This is a genomic window from Paraburkholderia bannensis NBRC 103871 (assembly GCF_000685015.1).
GTDB lineage: Bacteria > Pseudomonadota > Gammaproteobacteria > Burkholderiales > Burkholderiaceae > Paraburkholderia > Paraburkholderia bannensis.
Genome location: NZ_BAYA01000053.1, coordinates 1 through 19,561 on the forward strand (window position 1 = coordinate 1; position 19,561 = coordinate 19,561).

Here is a 19,561-nt window from a genome sequence, read left to right on the forward strand (position 1 = left end):
TCAGCCCGTTCCAGAGACGACTCCATGTGTTTGTGTGGACAGTGCGAGTAACAGACTGGAAGCAACACACAATCGCCACAACCTGCGTTGAGTTCCGGCCGGAATTCATCCCATCTTCGTGCGTTATCGGCATCGAATACGGCACCGTCCCGCAGCGAATCAATAGCGGTGCCCGGAACACCGAGTTCGTGATCGCACTTCTTTACCTCGCCTGTGCTGTCGATAACGAAACCGTTAGCGGAGACTGCAATGCAACCGGCGTAGGACGGATCCGCCCAATCTTTCAACGAGAACCCTTGCGCGGCCACGTATTCAATAAGCTCTGCCTCGACCTCAGCAAAATCAGGCATGCCGAAGTGCACCTTGTCGGTTGCCTGATAGTTTTTTTTGGGGTCGTTGACCTTGAAATTGAACAGAGGAGCGAAATCGATTGCGGCAAGCTTCCCGGCGAGTCCGGCAGCCACCAGGTCATCGACGAGCAATTTGATGGCCGGCGCGTTCTGCCGGCTAATGTTTACCCGGACGCTGATTCGCATCACGTCCGCAACCGACATGATGTTGTTCAGGATCGTGTCGTAAGAACCAACGCGCCGGCTTGCCCTGGTTGTTTGAACGATATCTGTTGCAATTGGAATGTACGAGCCAACGCCCGGCAGGTGACGCCTCACGCTGTCATGCACTTCCTTCGGCCCGTCGAAGGTCACCTGAACACCCGTCACGCCGTGACGGCGCAGTTCCTGCGCCGTGAACGAGTCGAGGTGATATCCGTTCGTCACGATGGTTGCACTGTATCCTGCCTGACGACTCTCAGCGAGCTGTATAAGAGCGCGGGACGCCTCGAATACGAAATCCTTCGCCAGAAGCGGTTCTCCGCCGAACCAGTTCACGTGCAATTTGCCCTTCTCTCGAAGCCGGCTAGAGACGAACCTGACAACGCCTTCGATGTCTGGCACGGCCAGCTTCTCGGCACTCAGCCGGTCCTCGAAGCAGTAATAGCAACCCATATTGCATTCCATCGTCGTCGCGATGGTCAGTGAAAGCACATCGTGGTTCGACCGGCTGCGATCGTATTTCTCAAGCGCGGCGGCCCGTTCGTCGACTTCTATTGGTACGAGAAAGCCGCTGTTCATAAGCAGTTCGATCAGCCCCTGCCTCTCCGGCGTGATGACCTGATCGTTCGCCAGGTCGTCGAATAATACTTCGATCGCCCGCAGCTCCGCTGGCGCCAGCGCGACGGAAGCGCCCGATAGGGTGTTGACAAGATAGGTGACCGCCCCCGCGGGTATCCTGAGGGTATATCGCGATATTTTTATCTGCATGGCACATCCTCGATGCTGCGAAGCGCTGGTAGACGGGCACATCAGTGCTCCCGAGTCGCGCCGAGAACGCCCTCCGGCAACACCGGAGGGCATCTGTCAATAACGCCGAACAGTTTGCAGATTCGGCATCAACAGACTCTATCTATCTACTTCACCACTCGATGATGCAACCGCGCAGGGCATTACCGGACTGGGCGGGGGTAAGGACTTTACGGCCCAACGCCAAATATAGGTCCGTCTCGGAGATTTGGCCGGCGTTGATCTTGGCGTCCTGGGGGAACTTGATCAGCAACTCGTTGTTGTTCACTTTCTGAATTTCCAGCGCTCCGTTTGTGGCGCCATGAACCGCATCCTGACTGCTCAGGGAAATCTGGCAAACACCATCGGCAAGCTGCATCAAGAACGACAGAGCGGTATAGATCTTCGCGCCGAACAGCGGAATTTTTTTAATCAACGGCAGTGCCGATTCGAGAATCGGACGATACGTCTTGTAGGTATTGCAATCGGGCAGGCTCGCCTGCGTCCGATTGTCCGGCAGCGCATTGAGCAGCGCTTCCAGATTTCTTTGATCGTCAGCGGACAGGGTGTTGGATTGTTGACTCATGGATGTGGGCTCGTTTGTTTAAAAAAGATGAAGCCTCCACCTATCGAGCAAATATCGTCGGTATGATGGTCTCTTCACTCTTGGTTTGCAGGGAAATTGCCCTGCACTCGCAAACTACAACTGCCGAAGATCATAGTCATACATTGAACTTCATTTTTCAACTTATTTCTGAATCCAAACTAAACTTATGCTCATCAAATTACTTAACTTCGCGTCTCACAGTAGTGTGCATTTAGAATGAATAAAATGTTTTTCGCATAACAATTTATATCAATCAAATTAGGTTTACGAAATATTACGTTGTCGGTAAGATTTTCGTAAAAATCACTCAATTTTTATTATTTTTCGCAAACGTTTCACCCAAAACAATCGGTGCCCTCAACACGACGAATGTGGCAGTTACCATTGGTATTGGGTTCGGCGCAGCGTTAGCCGCCGCATCAGTGCACTGGAGATGATGCTGGTGTCGTATTCGTAGAGCCGCCGGCTATTGCCGAGACTGTTGTGACCACGAGAATGCATGAAGGCGGAGACAGGAGTTTCTCGTTGGTAGCCGTAAGTGGTCTGGATATCTAGTTCTTTTTCAGGGAAGAACTGCTCGCGGGCGTTCGGGAAATGCTCGGTGGAACGTGGGGCAAAACGAATCGCCGTTCCGACGTTGCAGCCAGGAGCAGGTGTCATGGCGAAGGCGACCTAATTCATCATCGTTGCGAGTAAGCCGGTGGCAAACCCTCCCTCATCGAATCGCTCTTGCCGAGCAGGAACGTTTCCCGGCATTGCGCCGACGTAACGCACCAAAACGGTGAATCATCGCGCAGTCGACGTAAATTCATCGCCTGTTCTTCCCCGCTAACGGCTCGCGCACCCCCGCCCCGCTTCGGTTGGCTCGACCCTTGCTTAGTGCATCGCCTGCTGCGCAACACCAGTCGCGCCAATCACCTTTCCGGGGAACACAGGATGGCTTTCGCCCAAACGCTCGCGTCGCGCCGACGCCTGCTCGCCGCGCTGCTGAGCGCGCCCATACTCGCCGTCTTCGCCGCGCCCAGCGCGCACGCTGACGCGCTCGACGCGATCCAGAAGCGCGGCACGCTGCGCGTCGCGGTACCGGAGGACTATCCGCCGTTCGGTGCGGTCGGCCCCGACATGCAGCCGCAAGGCTACGACATCGACATGGCCGCGCTGCTCGCGAAGTCCATGAAGGTCAAGCTGCAACTCGTGCCCGTGAACAGCGGCAACCGCATCCCGTATCTCCAGACCGACAAGGTCGATCTCGTGATTTCCTCGCTCGGCAAAACGCCTGACCGCGAGAAGGTCATCGACTTCTCGACGCCATACGCACCGTATTTCCAGGGCGTGTTTGGCCCCGCCGACATCAAGGTGAGCGGCCCGGCCGACCTCACCGGCAAAACCGTGGGCGCGACGCGCGGCGCGCTGGAGGAGGTGGCGCTCACCAACATGGCGCCCAACGCGACGATCCGCCGCTTCGACGACAACAACGCCACCATCCAGGCGTTTCTCTCCGGTCAGGTTCAGTTGATCGCGGCGGGCAACATCGTGGCAGCGGCAATTCTTGCAAAGCATCCGCCGCGCGAGCCGCAGATGAAGTTTGTCATCAAGGACTCGCCCTGCTTCGTCGGGCTCAACAAGAACGAGCCGCAACTGCTCGCGAAGGTCAACGCCACGATCGACGAAGCGAAGAAGGACGGCGCGCTTCAGGCGATGTCGAAAAAGTGGTTTGGCCAGCCGCTGCCCGCCAATCTCTGACGCATCCCGCGCCGCCGCCAAGCGCGGCGCGCCTCACCACCGCGAGTCCTTTTTCCGTTCATGAGCTATCAGCTTCAGTTCGGCGACCTTGCCGCCTATAGCGGCATGTTCGCGTCCGGCGCCGCCGTCACGCTCGCGATTACCGCCGTTTCCACGGCCCTCGGCGTAAGTCTCGGTGTGGCGGGCGCCGCCGTGCACCAGGGCCGCCATGCGGCGGCGCGTGCGATCGTTCACGGCTATGTCGAGGCCGTCCGCAACACGCCATTTCTCGTGCAGCTGTTCTTTGTGTTTTTCGGTTTGCCCGCACTCGGCATCCATATCGGCGAATACACGGCGGCCGTGCTCGCGATGACGCTCAATCTTGGTGCGTACGCCGTGGAAATTCTGCGTTCGGGCATAGACGCCGTGCCGCGCGGGCACCGCGAGGCCGCCGCTGCGCTCGCCATGTCGCCGCGCGAAACCTTCGTGCACGTGCTCTTGCCTCAAGCATTCGCGAAAGTCTTTCCCGCGCTCACGAGCCAGATCGTCATCACCATGCTTGGCTCGGCCGTCGTTTCGCAGATTTCCGTCGCCGACCTCACGTACGCGGCGAGCTACGTGCAGTCGCGCAATTTCCGGGCGTTCGAAACGTACTTCCTGATCGCGGGCATCTACCTGGCAATGGCGCTCGTGCTGCGCACCGCGCTCAACGCGACCGGCCGCAAGTTGTTCGCACGCAACCCGCGAGGCACGCGATGATCGAATTCACCTTCGCGCAAATCGTCGAAGGACTGCTGCTGGCCGCGCGCTGGACCGTCCTGCTTTCGCTCGTGTCATTTGTCGCGGGCGGGGCCGTCGGTCTCGTGCTGCTTGTGATGCGCGTGTCCAGTTCGCGTTTGCTGCGCGCGATCGTGCGCATCTACATCGAGGTGTTCCAGGGCACGCCGCTGCTGCTGCAACTGTTCATCGTGTTCTTCGGTTTGCCGCTTGTCGGCGTGGACGTTTCGCCCTGGGTCGCGGCCACGCTCGGCCTCACATTCTTCACGAGCGCCTATCTCGCCGAGATCTGGCGCGGCTGCGTGGAAGCCGTGCCCAAAGGACAGTGGGAAGCGTCGGCCAGCCTGGCAATGAATTACTTCGAGCAACTGCGCCATGTGATCCTGCCGCAAGCGGCGCGCATCGCCGTCGGGCCGACCGTCGGCTTCGGCGTGCAGGCGATCAAGGACACGGCGCTCGTGTCGATCATCGGCTTCGCCGAACTCACCAAGGCCGGCACGATCATCTCGAACGCGACATTCCGCCCGTTTCTCGTCTATGGCCTGGTCGCGCTCATCTACTTCGTCTTGTGCTACCCGCTCACGCGGTATGCGCGCTCGCTGCAAAGGAAATGGCATGCCGCTCGTTAAAACCCTCGGCGTCGAAAAGCAATTCGGCGCGAATCACGTGCTCAAGGGCATCGACCTCAGCGTGGAGCGCGGCCAGGTCGTGAGCATCATCGGCCGCAGCGGATCGGGCAAAAGCACGTTCCTGCGCGCGCTCAACGGCCTCGAAAGCATCGACGCAGGCTCAATCGAAATTGACGGCGAACACGTCGATGCACGCCACGCCGACTTGCGCGCGCTGCGGCTGAAGGTCGGCATGGTATTCCAGCAATACAACCTTTTCCCGCATCTCACGGCCGGGCAGAACGTGATGCTCGCCCAGACGGTGGTCAGGAAGACGTCGCGAGCCGAAGCGCGCGAGACTGCGCAGCAGATGCTCGAACGCGTGGGACTCGGCAACAAGTTCGACGCGTTTCCCGAGCAGCTTTCGGGCGGCCAGCAGCAGCGCGTGGCGATCGCCCGCGCGCTGGCGATGAAACCCAGCGTGCTGCTGTGCGACGAAATCACTTCGGCGCTCGACCCTGAACTCGTGGGCGAGGTGCTGAGCGTGGTGGAAAGTCTCGCGCGCGAGGACATGACGCTCATCATGGTCACGCACGAAATGCGTTTCGCGCGCGCCGTGAGCGATGTTGTCGTCTTCATGCATGAAGGCCGCGTGTGGGAAAGCGGGCCGCCGGAGGCCCTCTTCGAGCAGCCTTCGACGGTGGAGTTGCAGCGTTTCATTCAATAGCGCGGTGCATGAAGGCAATTCGTGCACGACCTCGTCAAGCGTTGTAGATGCTCGCGTGCGATGCGTCGAATTATCTGGCCTTCATGGCACTTGCCTGCGCCTTTGGCCCGCTCGTGGGAATGTGAACAGACGCTAGCTAAAAATTAGTATATGTCGCGTTGAAAACTGTGTCTTCGACAGCCCCGGAATAGGCCTTTCCGGTGACGGAAGTCGCCCGATCCTTACCTTCTTGGTGCCAGTCAGAACCGGCAAAGCAATGAATTTTCTGGTTACCGTCATGGTTGATCAGGATTTTCCTGAAGGCATTTTTCGCGTCACGATAGTTCATGTAGGTAAGGCTAACAGCACAATAGTGGCCATCCACCTGCTCTGTCTTCGGCGCATTCGGATCCATGACCCAACCAATCCTGGTAAAGGTAAATATACGAAAGTGAAATGAGATCTTGATTTTTGGATTACCAATGTCTTTCTTTACCTTTTCGTAGATGGGCCGGATGTCTCTACGCGCCCGGTCCTCCGGCCCCCGGAACGGCCCGATCCACACAGTAATGACTTTATCCATGTTGTTCTTGTTACTTTCGTATTTTTCGCGCTCCTCTTTGTACGTCTCATAGGAAAAATTTTCGGCAGAAAACAAAGCCAGATTGTCGCTATCTAATCTTTTGAAATCGATCGTCAAGGCATGCGAGACCGACGGCGGCAAAACCAGAAATCGGCCCGGATTCACAGAAAGCTTGCAGGACGGCACTTTTAAATTGGTAGCCTTGGTACGAGCGGAACAGATTGCCCCAATCTTGTTCCATACGGTCAGATCGAATTCCTTCGGCGCCCTGTCTATCAACCCTGGCTGCTCTCGTCTGACGGCAGAAATTTGTTCCTCGACCAGCGAATCGTCCGTCTGTACAAATGCGTTATCGATTTCAGCCCAGATGATGACGTCTTTTCCCTGATTCGCCACTCCCGTATGTGGATCGCCGTCAATCAAGAACCAGGATGCGTTGCCGTGCTCTCCCTTATAAGGTTTGAATGCTGGATTACCCTTGACTACGTTCTCTATCAACTTTCTTGCTACGGCTAGCGTCGCCTTGGTGCTGACTCGTAACGACATTCGATAATCTCCAATGCATAAAAAGCCATATTAGAAATGGGGTAACAAGACGCGTTGCCTACGGAATCTAATACACAAATGCTGGTTCAACAAGGATTCCCCTATCTGCGGCACTCTGGAAAAACGCGTACGCGCGGAATCGAGCCGATCTGCATCGCGGTTCCTTCAAGACGAATACGAAGACGAAGACAAATGCGGAATTCTCGCACCGTCAACATGCGCAGATTGAGCACTAGGGAATTGCCGCACCCAGTAACGTCGACTGTCCGTAAAGGGTCGCGTCCTCCCGATCAAGCCCGTTCGAACGCACTCAGCGTGGAGCGCCGCATACCCGCCTGCCTCCTGAAACACGCTGATTCATAAGCTATCTGATTTGATAGGATCACTCAGTGAATTCGCATAAACATCGCGGCAGATTTTTTTCATTAATCGCCGGGATAGTTTTTATCGGCAAACGTCGATACTACGAAGTTATTGCAGGCGAATGACAACACGCTCCGCGTGAGCTTGCAGCGACTCCACGGTGAAACAAGGGTGTTTTCAGCATCATGAGACACGTCCTACATTCACCAGGCATAGTCAGATCCCCGCCTGAAGTAGCTGGACATCGACCTCTTGACTATCTCTTTCTTCTGACTATTATTCACGCACGCACCTCGGCGCAGACAAGACCAAACGAATACGTGGTGCGCACCGAATACGAAATACGGGGGACAACATTGACCACAGACCAGCGCGACAAAGCCCACTCCTTTGAACCAGGATGGGACGTCTACTTGTCATCCAGTTTCCGCCCTCTCCCGTCAAAGTCGTAACAGGTCAAGCATAGCCTCTCCGGCCTTCGCTGGGTCGGGCTAACGCAAGAACAGCACGACTAGATGCATCCGCGAAGCACTGACCGGTCAACGCGCACGCCCGCCGCCGGCTGGTAGCGCGCATCTGCACATAATGCACAGGTTTTTCCCTGAAACAGGGAGAAAGCGCAGTAGAAGTCGTTCGACTCGCATGACTGTTTCATTGCCACATTTAGTAAGCATACCGTATTAAACAGACGTTCATCGTGATTTCCACTCAGCAGAAAACCATCTGGAGAAGAGAATCATGGCAGACCAAGTTTTATCGTGGCTGACGTTGCACGACCCCGCATTGTTCTCGGGCCCGCACGGCATTCATACGCCTCAAGCACGGGATGCGCTGCAAATGGTCGCGGCGGCCAATGGCTCGACTGAAAAAGCGCCTTCTCAGGCGGCCCTGACGGGCGCGGGCGCGTCGGCCGCAATTGCAAAGGACAAGCAGGCGCAGGCGCTTCTCAAGGCAAAAGGGCCGAGCGATCCGGCCTTCCTCGATGTGTGGGGCTCGGATCTCGTCGGCGGTGCGATGACGCTCTCGGAAATGGCGCGAAATGCCGCGGGCTATCAGCCGCAAACGCTGAGCAACGACTCGGCATCGGCTTCTGCGTATCAGGAATACCTGCGGCGCATCGGCAGCTGTCCGCTGTTCGTGCTGAAGATGTCGGACCGGCTCACCATTACGAAGAAGACCTCGGACTGGAACACGCTGATCGACTCGATCGCCGACACCTTCTCGGGCATTGCCAACGAAGACAAGAACTCGATCGTATCCGGCCTGAAGCAGCTGGCGCAGGCCGCCTCCAGCACGATGGAGACGACCGAAACCGAAAACGTGTTCGTGCAAAACGCCGTGAACGTCGATGGCGTGATCAGCTTCTACCTTTACAACAGCACCGTGAGCTTCTACGAAAAACAGGGTAAGGGCTACGACACGAAACAGAGCTCCTACGATGTGACGCGTCTGCGCCTCGAATTCCAGAGCAATCTATGGCCGAAGTATGCGGCGTCCGTGGCGGCCAAATTCACGTCGAGCATCGATGACTGGCTCAACGGGAACGCAACCAGCACGGACGGCACCAAGCCGATTCCCGCACTCAACGGCTAGCCATCCGGTTCGACCGGCCGGGTGAGCGCACCGCAGGAACGCCCTTGTCCGGCTGGTTTGCATCGAGGCGCGCGGTAACGTGGGTCGCCGGGTTCTGTCGGTCTTCATGACGGAACCCGCGCGTACCGGCGAGGCCCGTGAAAGCGCCGCGACCGTGTGCGCCCCTTCCACGATCTTGTCGTCAAGGTGAACTGATGGCCGATATTGACACCGGTATCGCTGCATTCCAGCAATGGGTCGTTCGCAACCGCCACCCTCGCGAAGCCGATCCTGCGCGCGCGATCGCTGGCGCAATCGCCGTGGCATCCCCCCAGTTGCTGGTCACGCAAGCGCACATCGAGCGCCTCGTCGCGGGTGCCAACGGGCAGCCCGTGGTGTCGAACGGCAAGCTGGTCGGCCCGAACGCGCGACAAGCACTGGCCGCGGATCTCGCGGTCTGCCACGCGCGCGCCGGCAGCGACAAGTCACTACAACAGGCCTCGCTGGCGGCGAGCCCTGCAACCGGCTGCGCCATGGTCATGAGCCTCGCGCAGCGCGCGTCGGGCTTCAATCCGTCGAGCCCCGCCGCCGCCGGAAACCTCAACGGCTTTCTCGCCTACGTCAGCCAGCTGTTGCAGTGCCCGCTGTTTTCCGCGGAACTCAAAGATGAGGTTGCGCCGAACATGTCGGGAGACTGGAACTCGGTGATCAACCAGATCGTCGGGTATTACGCAGGCATCGCGGATCAGGATACCCAGGACATTCGCGCAGGGCTGTGGTCGCTGGCGCAAGCCGCTTCGAGCACGCCCTCGACCAACGAGACGCAGAACCTCTTCACGCAGAACACGTTGAATGCGGGCACCGACTTGAGGGTGTACCTCTATCAGAGTTACATCGACATGAGAACCGACGTTGAACACGGTGGCAAACATTCGCCCGATACCGTGACCAACAACGCGTCGCTGCAGTTGTGGCGCACGATTCTGCGATTCGACAGTCAGCGGTGGCCCGCCTATGCACCGCTTATCGCGAACGAGACCGACGCCTCGTTGCAGAGCTGGCTGAACGATACGACCACGCCGCAAGGCCCCGTTAAAGTCAACTGGAATATCTGATGAACCGTCGCTTACCAGACTGGCGTAACGCCGGCGCATTGTCGCCAGATGAATCCGTTTCTGTGCGCGATGCACGCATCGCGATCATCGGCATGGGCTGCCGGTTCCCTGGACACGCTACGTCGCCTGAAGCGTACTGGCGGATGCTGCTGGAGGGCACGGGCGCAGTCACAGACGTGCCCGCGGAGCGCTGGAGCCTCGAACGTTTTTTCAATCCAGACCCGAACGTGCCAGGACGCGCCTATGTGCGACGCGCGGCGTTCCTGCAACAGCCGGTCGAAGGCTTCGATGCAGCGTTCTTTGGCATTTCCCCGCGCGAAGCGATGTTGCTTGACCCGCAGCAGCGCATCCTGCTCGAAGTCGCGGCCGAGGCGCTCGAAGACAGCGGCATTCCGGCCGAGCGCCTGCGCGGCTCGCCCACTGGCGTCTATGTCGGCGGCTTCATGCTCGACAACCAGACGCACATGCTCAACACCTACAACCGCGACACGATCACGACTCATACGGCGGTTGGCTCAACGATGGTGATGCTGTCGAACCGTCTTTCCTATACGTTCGACCTGCGTGGCCCCAGCATGTCGATCGACACCGCGTGTTCGTCGTCGCTCGTCGCACTGCACGTCGCGTGCAGCGCGCTGCTAGCCGGCGAATGCGAAATGGCGCTGTGCGGCGGCGTCAACATCATGTTGCGGCCCGAGTACATGGTGGCAATGTGCAAAGGCGGCTTTCTCGCGCCCGACGGCATCAGCAAGGCCTTCGATGCGAGCGGCGACGGCTACGGCCGCGGCGAAGGCGCCGGCATGCTGATCCTGAAGCCTTTGCACGCGGCGTTGCGAGACGGCGATCCGATCCGCGCGGTGATTGCGGGAACCGGCATCAATCAGGACGGACGCACCGAAGGCATCACCACCCCGAACACCGCGGCACAAAGCGCCCTGATCCGGCGGGTGCAGACCTCGGCCAGCGTGAGTCCCGATGCGATCCAGTACGTCGAAGCGCACGGCACCGGCACGCGTGCGGGAGATCTGGCCGAGAGCGTCTCGATTGGCGAGAGCATCGCGATACGACGTAACGGTCGCGCGCCGCTGCTCATCGGTTCGGCAAAGACCCATATTGGCCACCTTGAAGCAGCGGCGGGCATGGCTGGCGTCATCAAGACCGTGCTTGCGCTTGAGCACCAGCTCATTCCGCCGAATCTGCACTTTCACACGCCGAACCCCGACATCGACTTCGATGGGCTGCGCCTGCGCGTCCCGGTCGCACCCGAAGCGTGGCCAGAGCATGATGGGCCGGCCGGCGCCGCGATCAATGGCTTCGGCTACGGCGGCACGAATGCGCACGCGATTCTGTTCGAGGCGCCACAGCGCGCCAGCCCCGCACTCGCCGAACGATGCCGCCCCGCCGTGTTTCCGCTATCGGGCGCAAGCGACGCCGCGCTCATCGCGCGGGCACGCCAGTTCGCCGACCTGCTCGACGGCAATCCGGCATTGACGCTCAACGACATCGGCCACACCGTTGCGCGCCATCGCACCCATCACTCGCATCGAGTCGGCATCGTGGCAGATTGCGCCAGCACGCTTGCTCATCAGTTGCGTCGGCTGGCCGCCCGTGACGCCGTGGATACGTTTGCCGTCAGCGGCCCTCAAATCACCCACGCGAAGCGCAAGGTCGCCTTCGTCTTCACCGGCATGGGCCCGCAGTTCTACGGCATGGGCGTCGGGTTGATCGAACGGGAGCCCATCGCGCGTGACCTGTTTGAACGTTGCGACGCGATCTGGCAACCACTCGCCGGCTGGTCGCTCGATGAACTGTTCACTCACGCAAGCGGCGAGCCCATGACGGCCCCTGAGCATGCGCAGGTCGGCAACCTCGTGTTGCAGTTGATGCTCGTCGAAGTCGCGCGCAGCTATGGCCTGCAACCCGACGCCGTGATCGGCCATAGCGTTGGCGAAATCGCGGCGGCCCATGCAAGCGGCGCCCTCAGTCTCGCCGATGCGCTGCTGCTGATCTACCATCGCAGCCGCATCATGCAGCGCACGGCAGGGCTCGGCAAAATGATGGCGGTCGATCTCGGGCCGCACGAGATCGCGCCGTTCCTCAAGTACGTCGAAGGGCGCGCAACGATTGCGGCCGTGAACAGCCCCACGTCGGTCACGGTCGCGGGCGACGCGGACGCCATCGTCACGCTCAATGAACTGTTGACGGTCGAACACATTTTCAGCCGCATTCTGAAGGTCGATGTCGCTTATCACAGCCATCACATCGATCCGTTCGAGTCCGAGTTCAATGCCTCGCTTGCGTCGCTCGTCGCCCATGCGCCGACCTTGCCAGCGTACTCGACGGTGAGCGGGCTGCTGCTTGACACGGCGAGCCAGAACACCGCGTACTGGTGGCAAAACGCGCGCCAGTCGGTGCGTTTCGGCGACGCGCTCGCGACCATGATCGCCGATGGCTACGACACCTTTGTCGAAGTCGGACCGCATCCCGTTCTCGCGGGCGCGATCAGTGCATGCCTGCTGCACGCTGGCGTGGAAGGCGTCAGCATGCCAATGCAGCGGCGCGATTTCGACAGCCGCAATACACTGCTCGCCTGCATCGCGCAACTCTATTGCCGCGGCGCGGGAATCGACTGGCGGGCTCACTACCCCAGCGGTTTGCGCGTGCCCCTGCCGAACTATCCGTGGGATCGCGACGTGCTGTGGTGCGAGACCGACATGTCGCGCGCCGACCGGCTCGGCAGCAACAAGGTGCATCCACTGCTCGCGCAACGCCCAGGCGAGCCGCACGCGGCATGGGACGGCGAACTCGCGGCGCATCGCTACCCGTATTTGCAGGACCACCAGGTCCTGGGCGAAGCGATTCTGCCCGCCGCGGCGTTCATCGAAATGGCGCTCGTTGCAAAGCGCTCAAAAGGCGAGCCCATCGCGATCGAGGCATTGACGATTCATCGTTCGTTGAGCATTGCGCAAACGCCGTTCGTGCGGCTGCAACTCGACGACGAGGGCACACGCTTCACGATTCATAGCCGCGCCTACGACGCGACATCGGCATGGTCGCCTGGCGCATCAGGGCGCCTCTCGACGACGCCCGCGCCAGCGCGCAGCGCCTCGCTCGACCTCGCCGCGTTGACGCACCGTTGTTCGCAGCCGGTGGATCTCGAACATTTCTATCGGCACTTTGCCGATCTCGGCCTGCAATATGGCCCGGCGTTTCGTTGCCTGCGAACGGTCGATACGAACGCCGCTCACGACGAAGCTCTCGCCAGAATCGAAATCCCCGCGCAACACGCGGCTGATGCGATCGATTACTACGTACATCCCGTGCTGCTCGACGGCGCGTTGCAGACCCTGCTTGCGCTGAAAGCCGCGGACTCGCCAACGGATCGCACGATCTACCTGCCGCTGGCAGTCGACCAGATCCGCTTTCAGCACAAGCTCAGCGCCTCGGCGACCTGCGTTGCGCGTCTGAAGCAGGCGAGCGGCGACGCTACCGGCGAAATTGCAGGCGATCTGATCCTCTACGATGCAGACGGCCAGGTGGCGGTTGAACTTTTCGGCGTGCGGGCGCGCGCTGTCAGCGTGGTGGCCCGTGCAGAATCGTCGCGCGACGCACTGCTGTACAAGACTGACTGGCGCAAGCAGACCGCCAGGGCGGGCAAGGAATTTCTCACCCAGCAGTGGCTCGTGTTCGCCGACGCCGATGGGATCGGAAACGAGTTGGCCGCCCGTGCGCGCGAGCGACGGATCACCTGCATCACGGTCACGCCTGGCGCAGGCTTTCGTCAGACCGGCGACGCCGCATTTGAAATCGCGCGGGAGTCGCGCGACGACATGGCGCGCCTGATGGCGGCGCTCGCCGACCGCAAGCTCGACGCGACGATCTATCTGTGGGGGCTTGACGCCACCGCGAGCGAGCCACGCGTCGCGACCGGCATCGTCGATACGATCGATCTGCTGCACGTTGCGCAGGAGTTCGAGCGCACTCGCCCGGCAGAAGATCTGACGCTCTGTATCGCGACGTTGCGCACGCAGAACGTCGTGCGCAACGCACATCCCGGCGCACCGGGCCAGCATGCGCTGCTCGGTCTGGGGCGCGTGTTGCCCCTGGAGCGGCCAGACTCGCGCGTACGCATGATCGACCTGAACAGCGCGCAGTTGCTGAGCGCGGCGGCGACGCTTCTCGACGAGCTTGTGAGCAGCAGCGACGAAACCGAAGTGGCGTTCCGCGACGGCGAACGTTACGTCGCGCGCATCGTACCGTGGCGTGAACCGCGGCGTGAGCCTGCCCGCTCCACCGCGGCCACCGGCTTTGCCATGCAGGCCACTGCACCGGGGCCGAACGCGCGTATCGTCTTTCACGAGGTCGAGCGTCGCGCGCCGCGCGACGGCGAGGTTGAAATCGCTTTGCTGGACTACGCGTTCGATGCATCGGATGCCGGCGAACTGGACGGCCGCGCAAGCGGCACAGTCGTTGCGGTTGGCCCGAATGCCGGCGGACTGCGTACCGGCGACTCCGTCGCGGTTCTCGCGTCCCTGCCGTCTCTCGTCTCGCACGTCACCGTTGCTCATGCTTGCGCGAGCGCGTATCCATCGGCAATTCAGCTGCACCCTGCCGCGACCCTGCTCGACTGGGCGCTCGCGTGGCACGCGCTATTCGATATCGCGGAACTGCGGCCCGGCGAATCGGTGCTGATTCATCGCGCCGAAAGCGGCTTCGGATTCGCCGCAGTGCAACTGGCGCGCTGGAAAGGCGCGACGGTGTTTGCCAGCGCGGGAACCACGCAACAACGCGCGGTGCTGCGAGATTTCGGCATTGGGCCGGTTTCCGACGGTCGCTCACTGCGATTTGTCGATGACGTCAGCGCATGGACGGCGGGCGCGGGAGTCGACGTGGTGTTGAACCGCGCGACGGGCGATTTGCGCGATCGATGCTTTAGCGTGCTCAAATCGCGTGGCCGGTTCGTCGACATCGCGAAGGCATCGCACGCGCGGCAGCGCGCAAGCGTGCCGCCAGACGTGTTCGAGCGCGGCTTCGTCTATCTGCCGCTCGATCTGGAACGTACGCGCCGCGAAAGCGTCGGGGCGCTGCGCACCGCACTCGATGCGCTGACACCGCTGCTTGAAGGCACGACCCTGAAGCCGCTGCCCACGTCGACGTTTCTTCTCTCGCATGTCGACGAAGCGTGGCAGGTACTGGCAAGAAACGAACACAGCGGCAACCTGAACGTCGATCTGCGCAATCAGGTCGTCGAACTCGAAACCAGCCTGCCGCGCCAACTCACGCATGCGCAAGGTACCTATATCGTCACTGGCGGTTTCAGCGGCCTCGGTCTTGAAACCGTCAAATGGCTTGAGAAGAACGGCGCGCGCCATATTGCCGTGTTCAGCCGCAGTGGCCCGCAAACGGAACAAGCCCAGTCTGTGCTCGCTTCGCTGCACCGCGCGCAGGTGCAGGTGTACAGCGAGCAGCTCGACATCGCAGATGCCGACGCCGTGCGGCAGGCCATTGCGAAAATCGGGCAAACCATGCCGCCGATACGGGGCGTGATCCATTCCGCCGGCGTTGCCGACGATGCAACCATTGCCTCGATGCACGCAGCCACACTCGAACGCGTGATGCAAACCAAGGCGGTCGGCGCGTGGAACCTGCATTGCGCGCTCGACCAGGCGCCGCTCGACTTCTTCGTCTGCTACTCGTCGGTGAGCGCGACGCTCGGGAACCCGGGCCAGCTCAACTACGCGGCGGCCAATGCCTTCCTGGACGGCCTGGTTCTGTACCGGCGCGGCCTGGGTCTGCCGGCCACGAGCATCGGCTGGGGCGTAATCGGGGATGTGGGGATGGTTGCGCGCGATGTGTCGCTCGCCGGGCACCTCGATCTCCTCGGCTTGCGTGGCATGGCGTCCGCGCAGGCGCTGGAGATTCTCGACAATGCGTTGCAGGAGCACTGGTGTCAGTTCGGTGCGTTCGATATCGACTGGCAACGTTGGCAGGAGCGGCTCGATGGATCACTGCCCCGGCGCTTGTCCGAGATGCTGTCGGTGTCGGTCGACAAGGCCCATCCCGCAGCGCAGTTCCGCCAGAGCGTGAGCGCGGCCTCGGCGCAGGAGCGCTGGCAGAAGGTTTATGCCGAAGTCGCGGAACGGATCTGCGGCGTACTCAAACTGCCCCCGAGCCGCGTCGATGCGCTCAGCAACCTGACCGATCTTGGCGTCGATTCGCTGATGGCCACCGAAATTTCGCTCGTACTCGAACGCTGCACCGGCTACCGGTTCCGCGGGCTATTTCTCGTGCGCGGCCCGACCATCGCCGATTTGTCCACGCAGATCCTGGATGACATCCTGCAAGCATAGGCTCGCGACTCGCGACGGCGAAAGCGCGCGGCAGCCGTCGTCGCGAGCCCGGAGTGCCTTATGGTGATTCACGAGCGTATGACCGCTGAGGTCGCGGGCGATTTCGTCGTCTTCATGATCGGCATGCGCGTCAACCGGCCCTGGAAAATCCATCGCTGGCTGCCGCTGATGCGCGCGCTTCCGCGCATGCTGCGCGAACTGAAGGCGACGCCGGACACGGGCCTGCTGTCCTCGGAAATGTGGCTTGGTCGCACCACGATTGCGGTGCAGTACTGGAGATCGCTCGAACAACTACGCGCTTACGCCGCGAACCCCGAAGCGGAACATTTGCCCGCGTGGCGTGCGTTCAACCGCTTGCTTCGCACGCGAGGTGATGTGGGTATCTGGCACGAAACCTATCTTGTGTCCGCTGGCTCGTTCGAGAACGTTTATGTGAACATGCCGCGATTCGGGTTGGGCAAGGCTGGAGAGTTGAATCCATCGCGCGACCGGCGTTTTCAGACTTAAGCGAGATTTCGTCAGCAAGACATGTGACCATCGATTGAAGGGAAGCCTTCGCATCGCCAGATTCTGACGCCGCGTCTTCAAGCGCCGCACGACACGTCGCACGTGCGCCACGAGCTCGATGTGCACGTACAGCGAGCGCTGCATTACTGCAATTGCTGACGCGTAGTTTGCCGCGGATCGTCACCAACCCTGTCAGCCAGTTGTCTGGATCGCTGGTTCAGTGTTGCTGCTGATGAAGCCCAGAAGAACCTGCCAGATGGGGCTTAAAAAGACCATTCCACATTTCGCCCGATACGAACTATCGGCATTTTCCCCCTCTGTGCTCGCCGTTCCAGCCGACAACTGTGCTGGATCGCGCCAACAGCGTCGCATTAATATCTTGCCGCCGTTGCCATAAAAAATAACGCAGATTGAAACCTGCGTATTTTTTTGAATCGCGTTATATCCACAAATATATTTCGATGCCAGTTCGCCGTCGGTGGCGCATTGGCATTCGCCGAATACACCATGTCCGTCATTCGCACCACCCAGTCGCTATTCCCGCCCTCTCCATTCCTGGTCGCCTCGCTCGTACTGTTCTCAACAGCATCCGCCGCGCACGCCCAATCGGCGCTCACGTCCCAAAGCGCGGCGGATGTACAGCTTCCCGCCGTCACGATATCGGCCTCCGCTAGCGACAACAGCGCTGCGACGCCGGTATACAGCGCTGGCGCTGCAACGTTAGGCCCGCTCGGTAGCCGCCCGATCGCCGATACCCCGTTTTCGGTCACGACGATTCCCGAAGATCTGCTCGTCAACACGGGCGCGCGCACGGTCAACGACGCCCTGCGCTATCTGCCGTCGGTCGAGATTCGCGACCAGCAGGGTTATGAGGTGTCGCGCCCGCAGTCACGCGGCTTCCAGGGCAGCATCGTCCAGAACACGCGGCTTGACGGCATGAACGTCATCGGTACGACTGCCATCCCCACGGAGAATCTCTCCGGCATCGAAGTGCTCAACGGCCTCGCGGGCTCGCTGTATGGCCCGCAGCCCGCAGCGGGCGTGTTCAACTACATCCTCAAGCGGCCAACCGACACGCCGCTTTATCGCTTCGTGGAAGGGTTCGATTCGCGCGGCGTGCTGACCGAACAAGGTGACCTGGGTGGACGCGTCGGGCCCAATGGCGTGCTCGGCTACCGGCTCAATGTCGTGCATGGCGAAGGAACCAGCTATACGCCCGGCAGCCACGTGAACCGCACGCTGGTTTCCGGCGATTTCGACTTTCATGTCGACGCCAGGACGATCGTCGAACTCGACCTGAGCCATTACGAAACGAATGTGACGGGCCTGCCTGGCAGCATCGTCTATGGCAGCGGTAAAAGCACCGTGCTGCCCGCCGCCGTGGATCCCACGCGTGCGGGTTACAGCCAGCCCGGCGCGGGTGCGAATCTCGTGACGAATACCGCGGCCATCAAGCTCAAGCATCGCATCAACGACGACTGGAGCATGGAAGTGGGCGGCCTCTACCAGAACGCCGAACGCGGCCTGTACGGCATCACGAATTCCATGACCGACAATGCCGGCAATTTCAAGGTCACGAAGAATTTCACGGCCGTCCCGCACTTCACGATCGCGAGTTACATGGCCAGCCTGAATGGCCATTTCAAGACCTTTTCGATGGAGAACGATCTGTCGCTGGGTATCAACGGTTTCGAGAACGGTCAATACTCGAACCGCAATTCGATTGCGACGGTGCTGGGGACATCGAGCCTGGCGAATCCGGTGATCTTTCCGTCCACGCCAGTTCCGGCGACGGGCGGCCAATACCAGTCGGCTTCCATTTCCGAGCAGTCGTTCGTGGCGGCCGATACGCTGCACTTCAATTCGCAGTGGGCGCTGCACGGCACGCTGGCCGCCTCGTTCCTCAACGCGAGCAGTTTCAACGCGAACGGCGCGACGACGAGCCGCGATTCGCATGGCCCGATGCTGAGCCCGACTGTTGCGCTGACCTACAAACCCGCGCAGACCGTCACGACCTATGTGACGTGGTCTGATAGCGTCGAGGAAGGCGATCAGGCGCCCGCCGGCACGGCCAACGTCAATCAGTTCATGGCGCCCTATCACGATCACGAATACGAAGCGGGCGTGAAATATGCGCCCAGCGACGCATTGCTTGTCACGCTCGATGGCTTTCGCATGACGCGGCCGCTTGCGGAAACCAGCGCGGCGACCAACCTGTTTTCGGTGGTCGGAACGCAGCGCAATATTGGCGCAGAGCTTTTCGTGCAAGGCGACGTGCTGCCGTCCCTCAGCGTGCTGGGCGGCCTGACTTACGTCGATGCGCGCCTGACCGGCACCGGCAATGCGGCGACCAGCGACATGCGTGTGGTGGGCGTGCCGCGCTTCAAGGGCGATCTCGTGCTCGACTATCACCCGCATTACGCGGAAGGACTGGCGCTGACGGGCGCTGTGCATTACGAAAGCGACCGGGCGGCGACCAACACCAACAATTCGTATGCGAGCGCCTACGCGACATTCGATCTGGGCGTGCGTTATTCGACGGCCCGCTTCTTCAGGCACCATGCGACCGCCCGGCTCGACGTGCTCAACGTGACCAACCGCGCTTATTACGTGTCGATCGCGGACGGCAATATCGTCGGCTCAGCGGGTGCGAATACGGCTTACCTCGGCACGCCGCGCACCGTTCGCGCGAGTCTCGAACTCGACTTCTAGGATCGCGAGGGGCGCGGCGTCCTGCCGTGCTCCGCCGATGTGTACGTGCTGCCGTT

13 protein-coding genes are annotated in these 19,561 nt (G+C 60.7%); 9 read left to right on the forward strand and 4 right to left on the reverse strand.

Annotation, left to right across the window (positions count from 1 at the left end):
* From BBA01S_RS47405 to BBA01S_RS47410, 3 genes are all read right to left on the reverse strand, one after another.
* Positions 1-1,319, reverse strand: a 1,319-nt coding sequence (locus BBA01S_RS47405) for a radical SAM/SPASM domain-containing protein (protein WP_027820903.1), incomplete at its 3' end; no start/stop codon positions are given.
* A 151-nt stretch (positions 1,320-1,470) separates the two neighbouring features.
* Positions 1,471-1,923, reverse strand: coding sequence for a hypothetical protein (locus tag BBA01S_RS37600; RefSeq protein WP_027820904.1), 453 nt, complete (start codon positions 1,921-1,923; stop codon positions 1,471-1,473).
* Positions 1,924-2,322: 399 nt separating this feature from the next.
* A complete protein-coding gene (locus tag BBA01S_RS47410) occupies positions 2,323-2,604 on the reverse strand; it encodes a hypothetical protein (RefSeq protein ID WP_156966252.1) in 282 nt (93 codons plus the stop codon).
* A 276-nt stretch (positions 2,605-2,880) separates the two neighbouring features.
* Here BBA01S_RS47410 and BBA01S_RS37605 point away from each other — a divergent pair, with 276 nt between their 5' ends.
* The 4 genes from BBA01S_RS37605 to BBA01S_RS37620 are packed head-to-tail and all read left to right on the forward strand — an operon-like array spanning position 2,881 to position 5,778.
* Complete coding sequence (locus BBA01S_RS37605) at positions 2,881-3,687, forward strand: transporter substrate-binding domain-containing protein (protein ID WP_027820905.1); 807 nt, start codon at positions 2,881-2,883, stop codon at positions 3,685-3,687.
* A 60-nt stretch (positions 3,688-3,747) separates the two neighbouring features.
* On the forward strand, positions 3,748-4,425 hold the full coding sequence (locus BBA01S_RS37610) for an amino acid ABC transporter permease (RefSeq protein ID WP_027820906.1): 678 nt from the start codon (positions 3,748-3,750) through the stop codon (positions 4,423-4,425).
* A complete protein-coding gene (locus tag BBA01S_RS37615; RefSeq protein WP_027820907.1) occupies positions 4,422-5,072 on the forward strand; it encodes an amino acid ABC transporter permease in 651 nt (216 codons plus the stop codon). The genes BBA01S_RS37610 and BBA01S_RS37615 overlap by 4 nt, the downstream gene beginning before the upstream one ends.
* Positions 5,059-5,778, forward strand: coding sequence for an amino acid ABC transporter ATP-binding protein (locus tag BBA01S_RS37620; RefSeq protein WP_027820908.1), 720 nt, complete (start codon positions 5,059-5,061; stop codon positions 5,776-5,778). The genes BBA01S_RS37615 and BBA01S_RS37620 overlap by 14 nt, the downstream gene beginning before the upstream one ends.
* Before the next feature lie 136 nt (positions 5,779-5,914).
* Here BBA01S_RS37620 and BBA01S_RS37625 read toward each other — a convergent pair whose 3' ends face one another.
* A complete protein-coding gene (locus BBA01S_RS37625) occupies positions 5,915-6,886 on the reverse strand; it encodes a hypothetical protein (RefSeq protein ID WP_027820909.1) in 972 nt (323 codons plus the stop codon).
* 1,101 nt (positions 6,887-7,987) lie between these two features.
* On the opposite strand from BBA01S_RS37625, the gene BBA01S_RS37630 reads away from it, so the two are divergent.
* The 5 genes from BBA01S_RS37630 to BBA01S_RS44650 all read left to right on the forward strand — a co-directional run bounded on the left by BBA01S_RS37630 (position 7,988) and on the right by BBA01S_RS44650 (position 19,505).
* Positions 7,988-8,842 carry a hypothetical protein gene (locus BBA01S_RS37630; protein ID WP_042298555.1) on the forward strand — a complete coding sequence of 285 codons (855 nt, stop codon included), beginning with the start codon at positions 7,988-7,990 and terminating at the stop codon, positions 8,840-8,842.
* Between the two features lie 194 nt (positions 8,843-9,036).
* Entirely contained in the window at positions 9,037-9,936 is a 900-nt protein-coding gene (locus BBA01S_RS37635; RefSeq protein WP_027820911.1) for a hypothetical protein, read from the forward strand.
* A complete protein-coding gene (locus tag BBA01S_RS37640; RefSeq protein WP_084162788.1) occupies positions 9,936-16,286 on the forward strand; it encodes a type I polyketide synthase in 6,351 nt (2,116 codons plus the stop codon). The genes BBA01S_RS37635 and BBA01S_RS37640 overlap by 1 nt, the downstream gene beginning before the upstream one ends.
* A gap of 60 nt (positions 16,287-16,346) precedes the next feature.
* Positions 16,347-16,793 (forward strand): DUF4188 domain-containing protein, encoded by a 447-nt coding sequence (locus tag BBA01S_RS37645; protein WP_027820913.1) that lies wholly within the window; start codon positions 16,347-16,349, stop codon positions 16,791-16,793.
* A 507-nt stretch (positions 16,794-17,300) separates the two neighbouring features.
* Complete coding sequence (locus BBA01S_RS44650; protein ID WP_156966253.1) at positions 17,301-19,505, forward strand: TonB-dependent receptor; 2,205 nt, start codon at positions 17,301-17,303, stop codon at positions 19,503-19,505.
* Positions 19,506-19,561: the final 56 nt, after the last annotated feature.

Bases quoted from the DNA above. Each gene is read 5' to 3' on its own strand.
- BBA01S_RS47410 (WP_156966252.1), bottom strand. From the start codon at position 2,604: ATGACACCTGCTCCTGGCTGCAACGTCGGAACGGCGATTCGTTTTGCC.
- BBA01S_RS37625 (WP_027820909.1), bottom strand. From the start codon at position 6,886: ATGTCGTTACGAGTCAGCACCAAGGCGACGCTAGCCGTAGCAAGAAAG.
- BBA01S_RS37605 (WP_027820905.1), top strand. From the start codon at position 2,881: ATGGCTTTCGCCCAAACGCTCGCGTCGCGCCGACGCCTGCTCGCCGCG.
- BBA01S_RS37640 (WP_084162788.1), top strand. From the start codon at position 9,936: ATGAACCGTCGCTTACCAGACTGGCGTAACGCCGGCGCATTGTCGCCA.
- BBA01S_RS37610 (WP_027820906.1), top strand. From the start codon at position 3,748: ATGAGCTATCAGCTTCAGTTCGGCGACCTTGCCGCCTATAGCGGCATG.
- BBA01S_RS37615 (WP_027820907.1), top strand. From the start codon at position 4,422: ATGATCGAATTCACCTTCGCGCAAATCGTCGAAGGACTGCTGCTGGCC.
- BBA01S_RS37645 (WP_027820913.1), top strand. From the start codon at position 16,347: ATGGTGATTCACGAGCGTATGACCGCTGAGGTCGCGGGCGATTTCGTC.
- BBA01S_RS37635 (WP_027820911.1), top strand. From the start codon at position 9,037: ATGGCCGATATTGACACCGGTATCGCTGCATTCCAGCAATGGGTCGTT.
- BBA01S_RS37620 (WP_027820908.1), top strand. From the start codon at position 5,059: ATGCCGCTCGTTAAAACCCTCGGCGTCGAAAAGCAATTCGGCGCGAAT.
- BBA01S_RS44650 (WP_156966253.1), top strand. From the start codon at position 17,301: ATGTCCGTCATTCGCACCACCCAGTCGCTATTCCCGCCCTCTCCATTC.
- BBA01S_RS37630 (WP_042298555.1), top strand. From the start codon at position 7,988: ATGGCAGACCAAGTTTTATCGTGGCTGACGTTGCACGACCCCGCATTG.
- BBA01S_RS37600 (WP_027820904.1), bottom strand. From the start codon at position 1,923: ATGAGTCAACAATCCAACACCCTGTCCGCTGACGATCAAAGAAATCTG.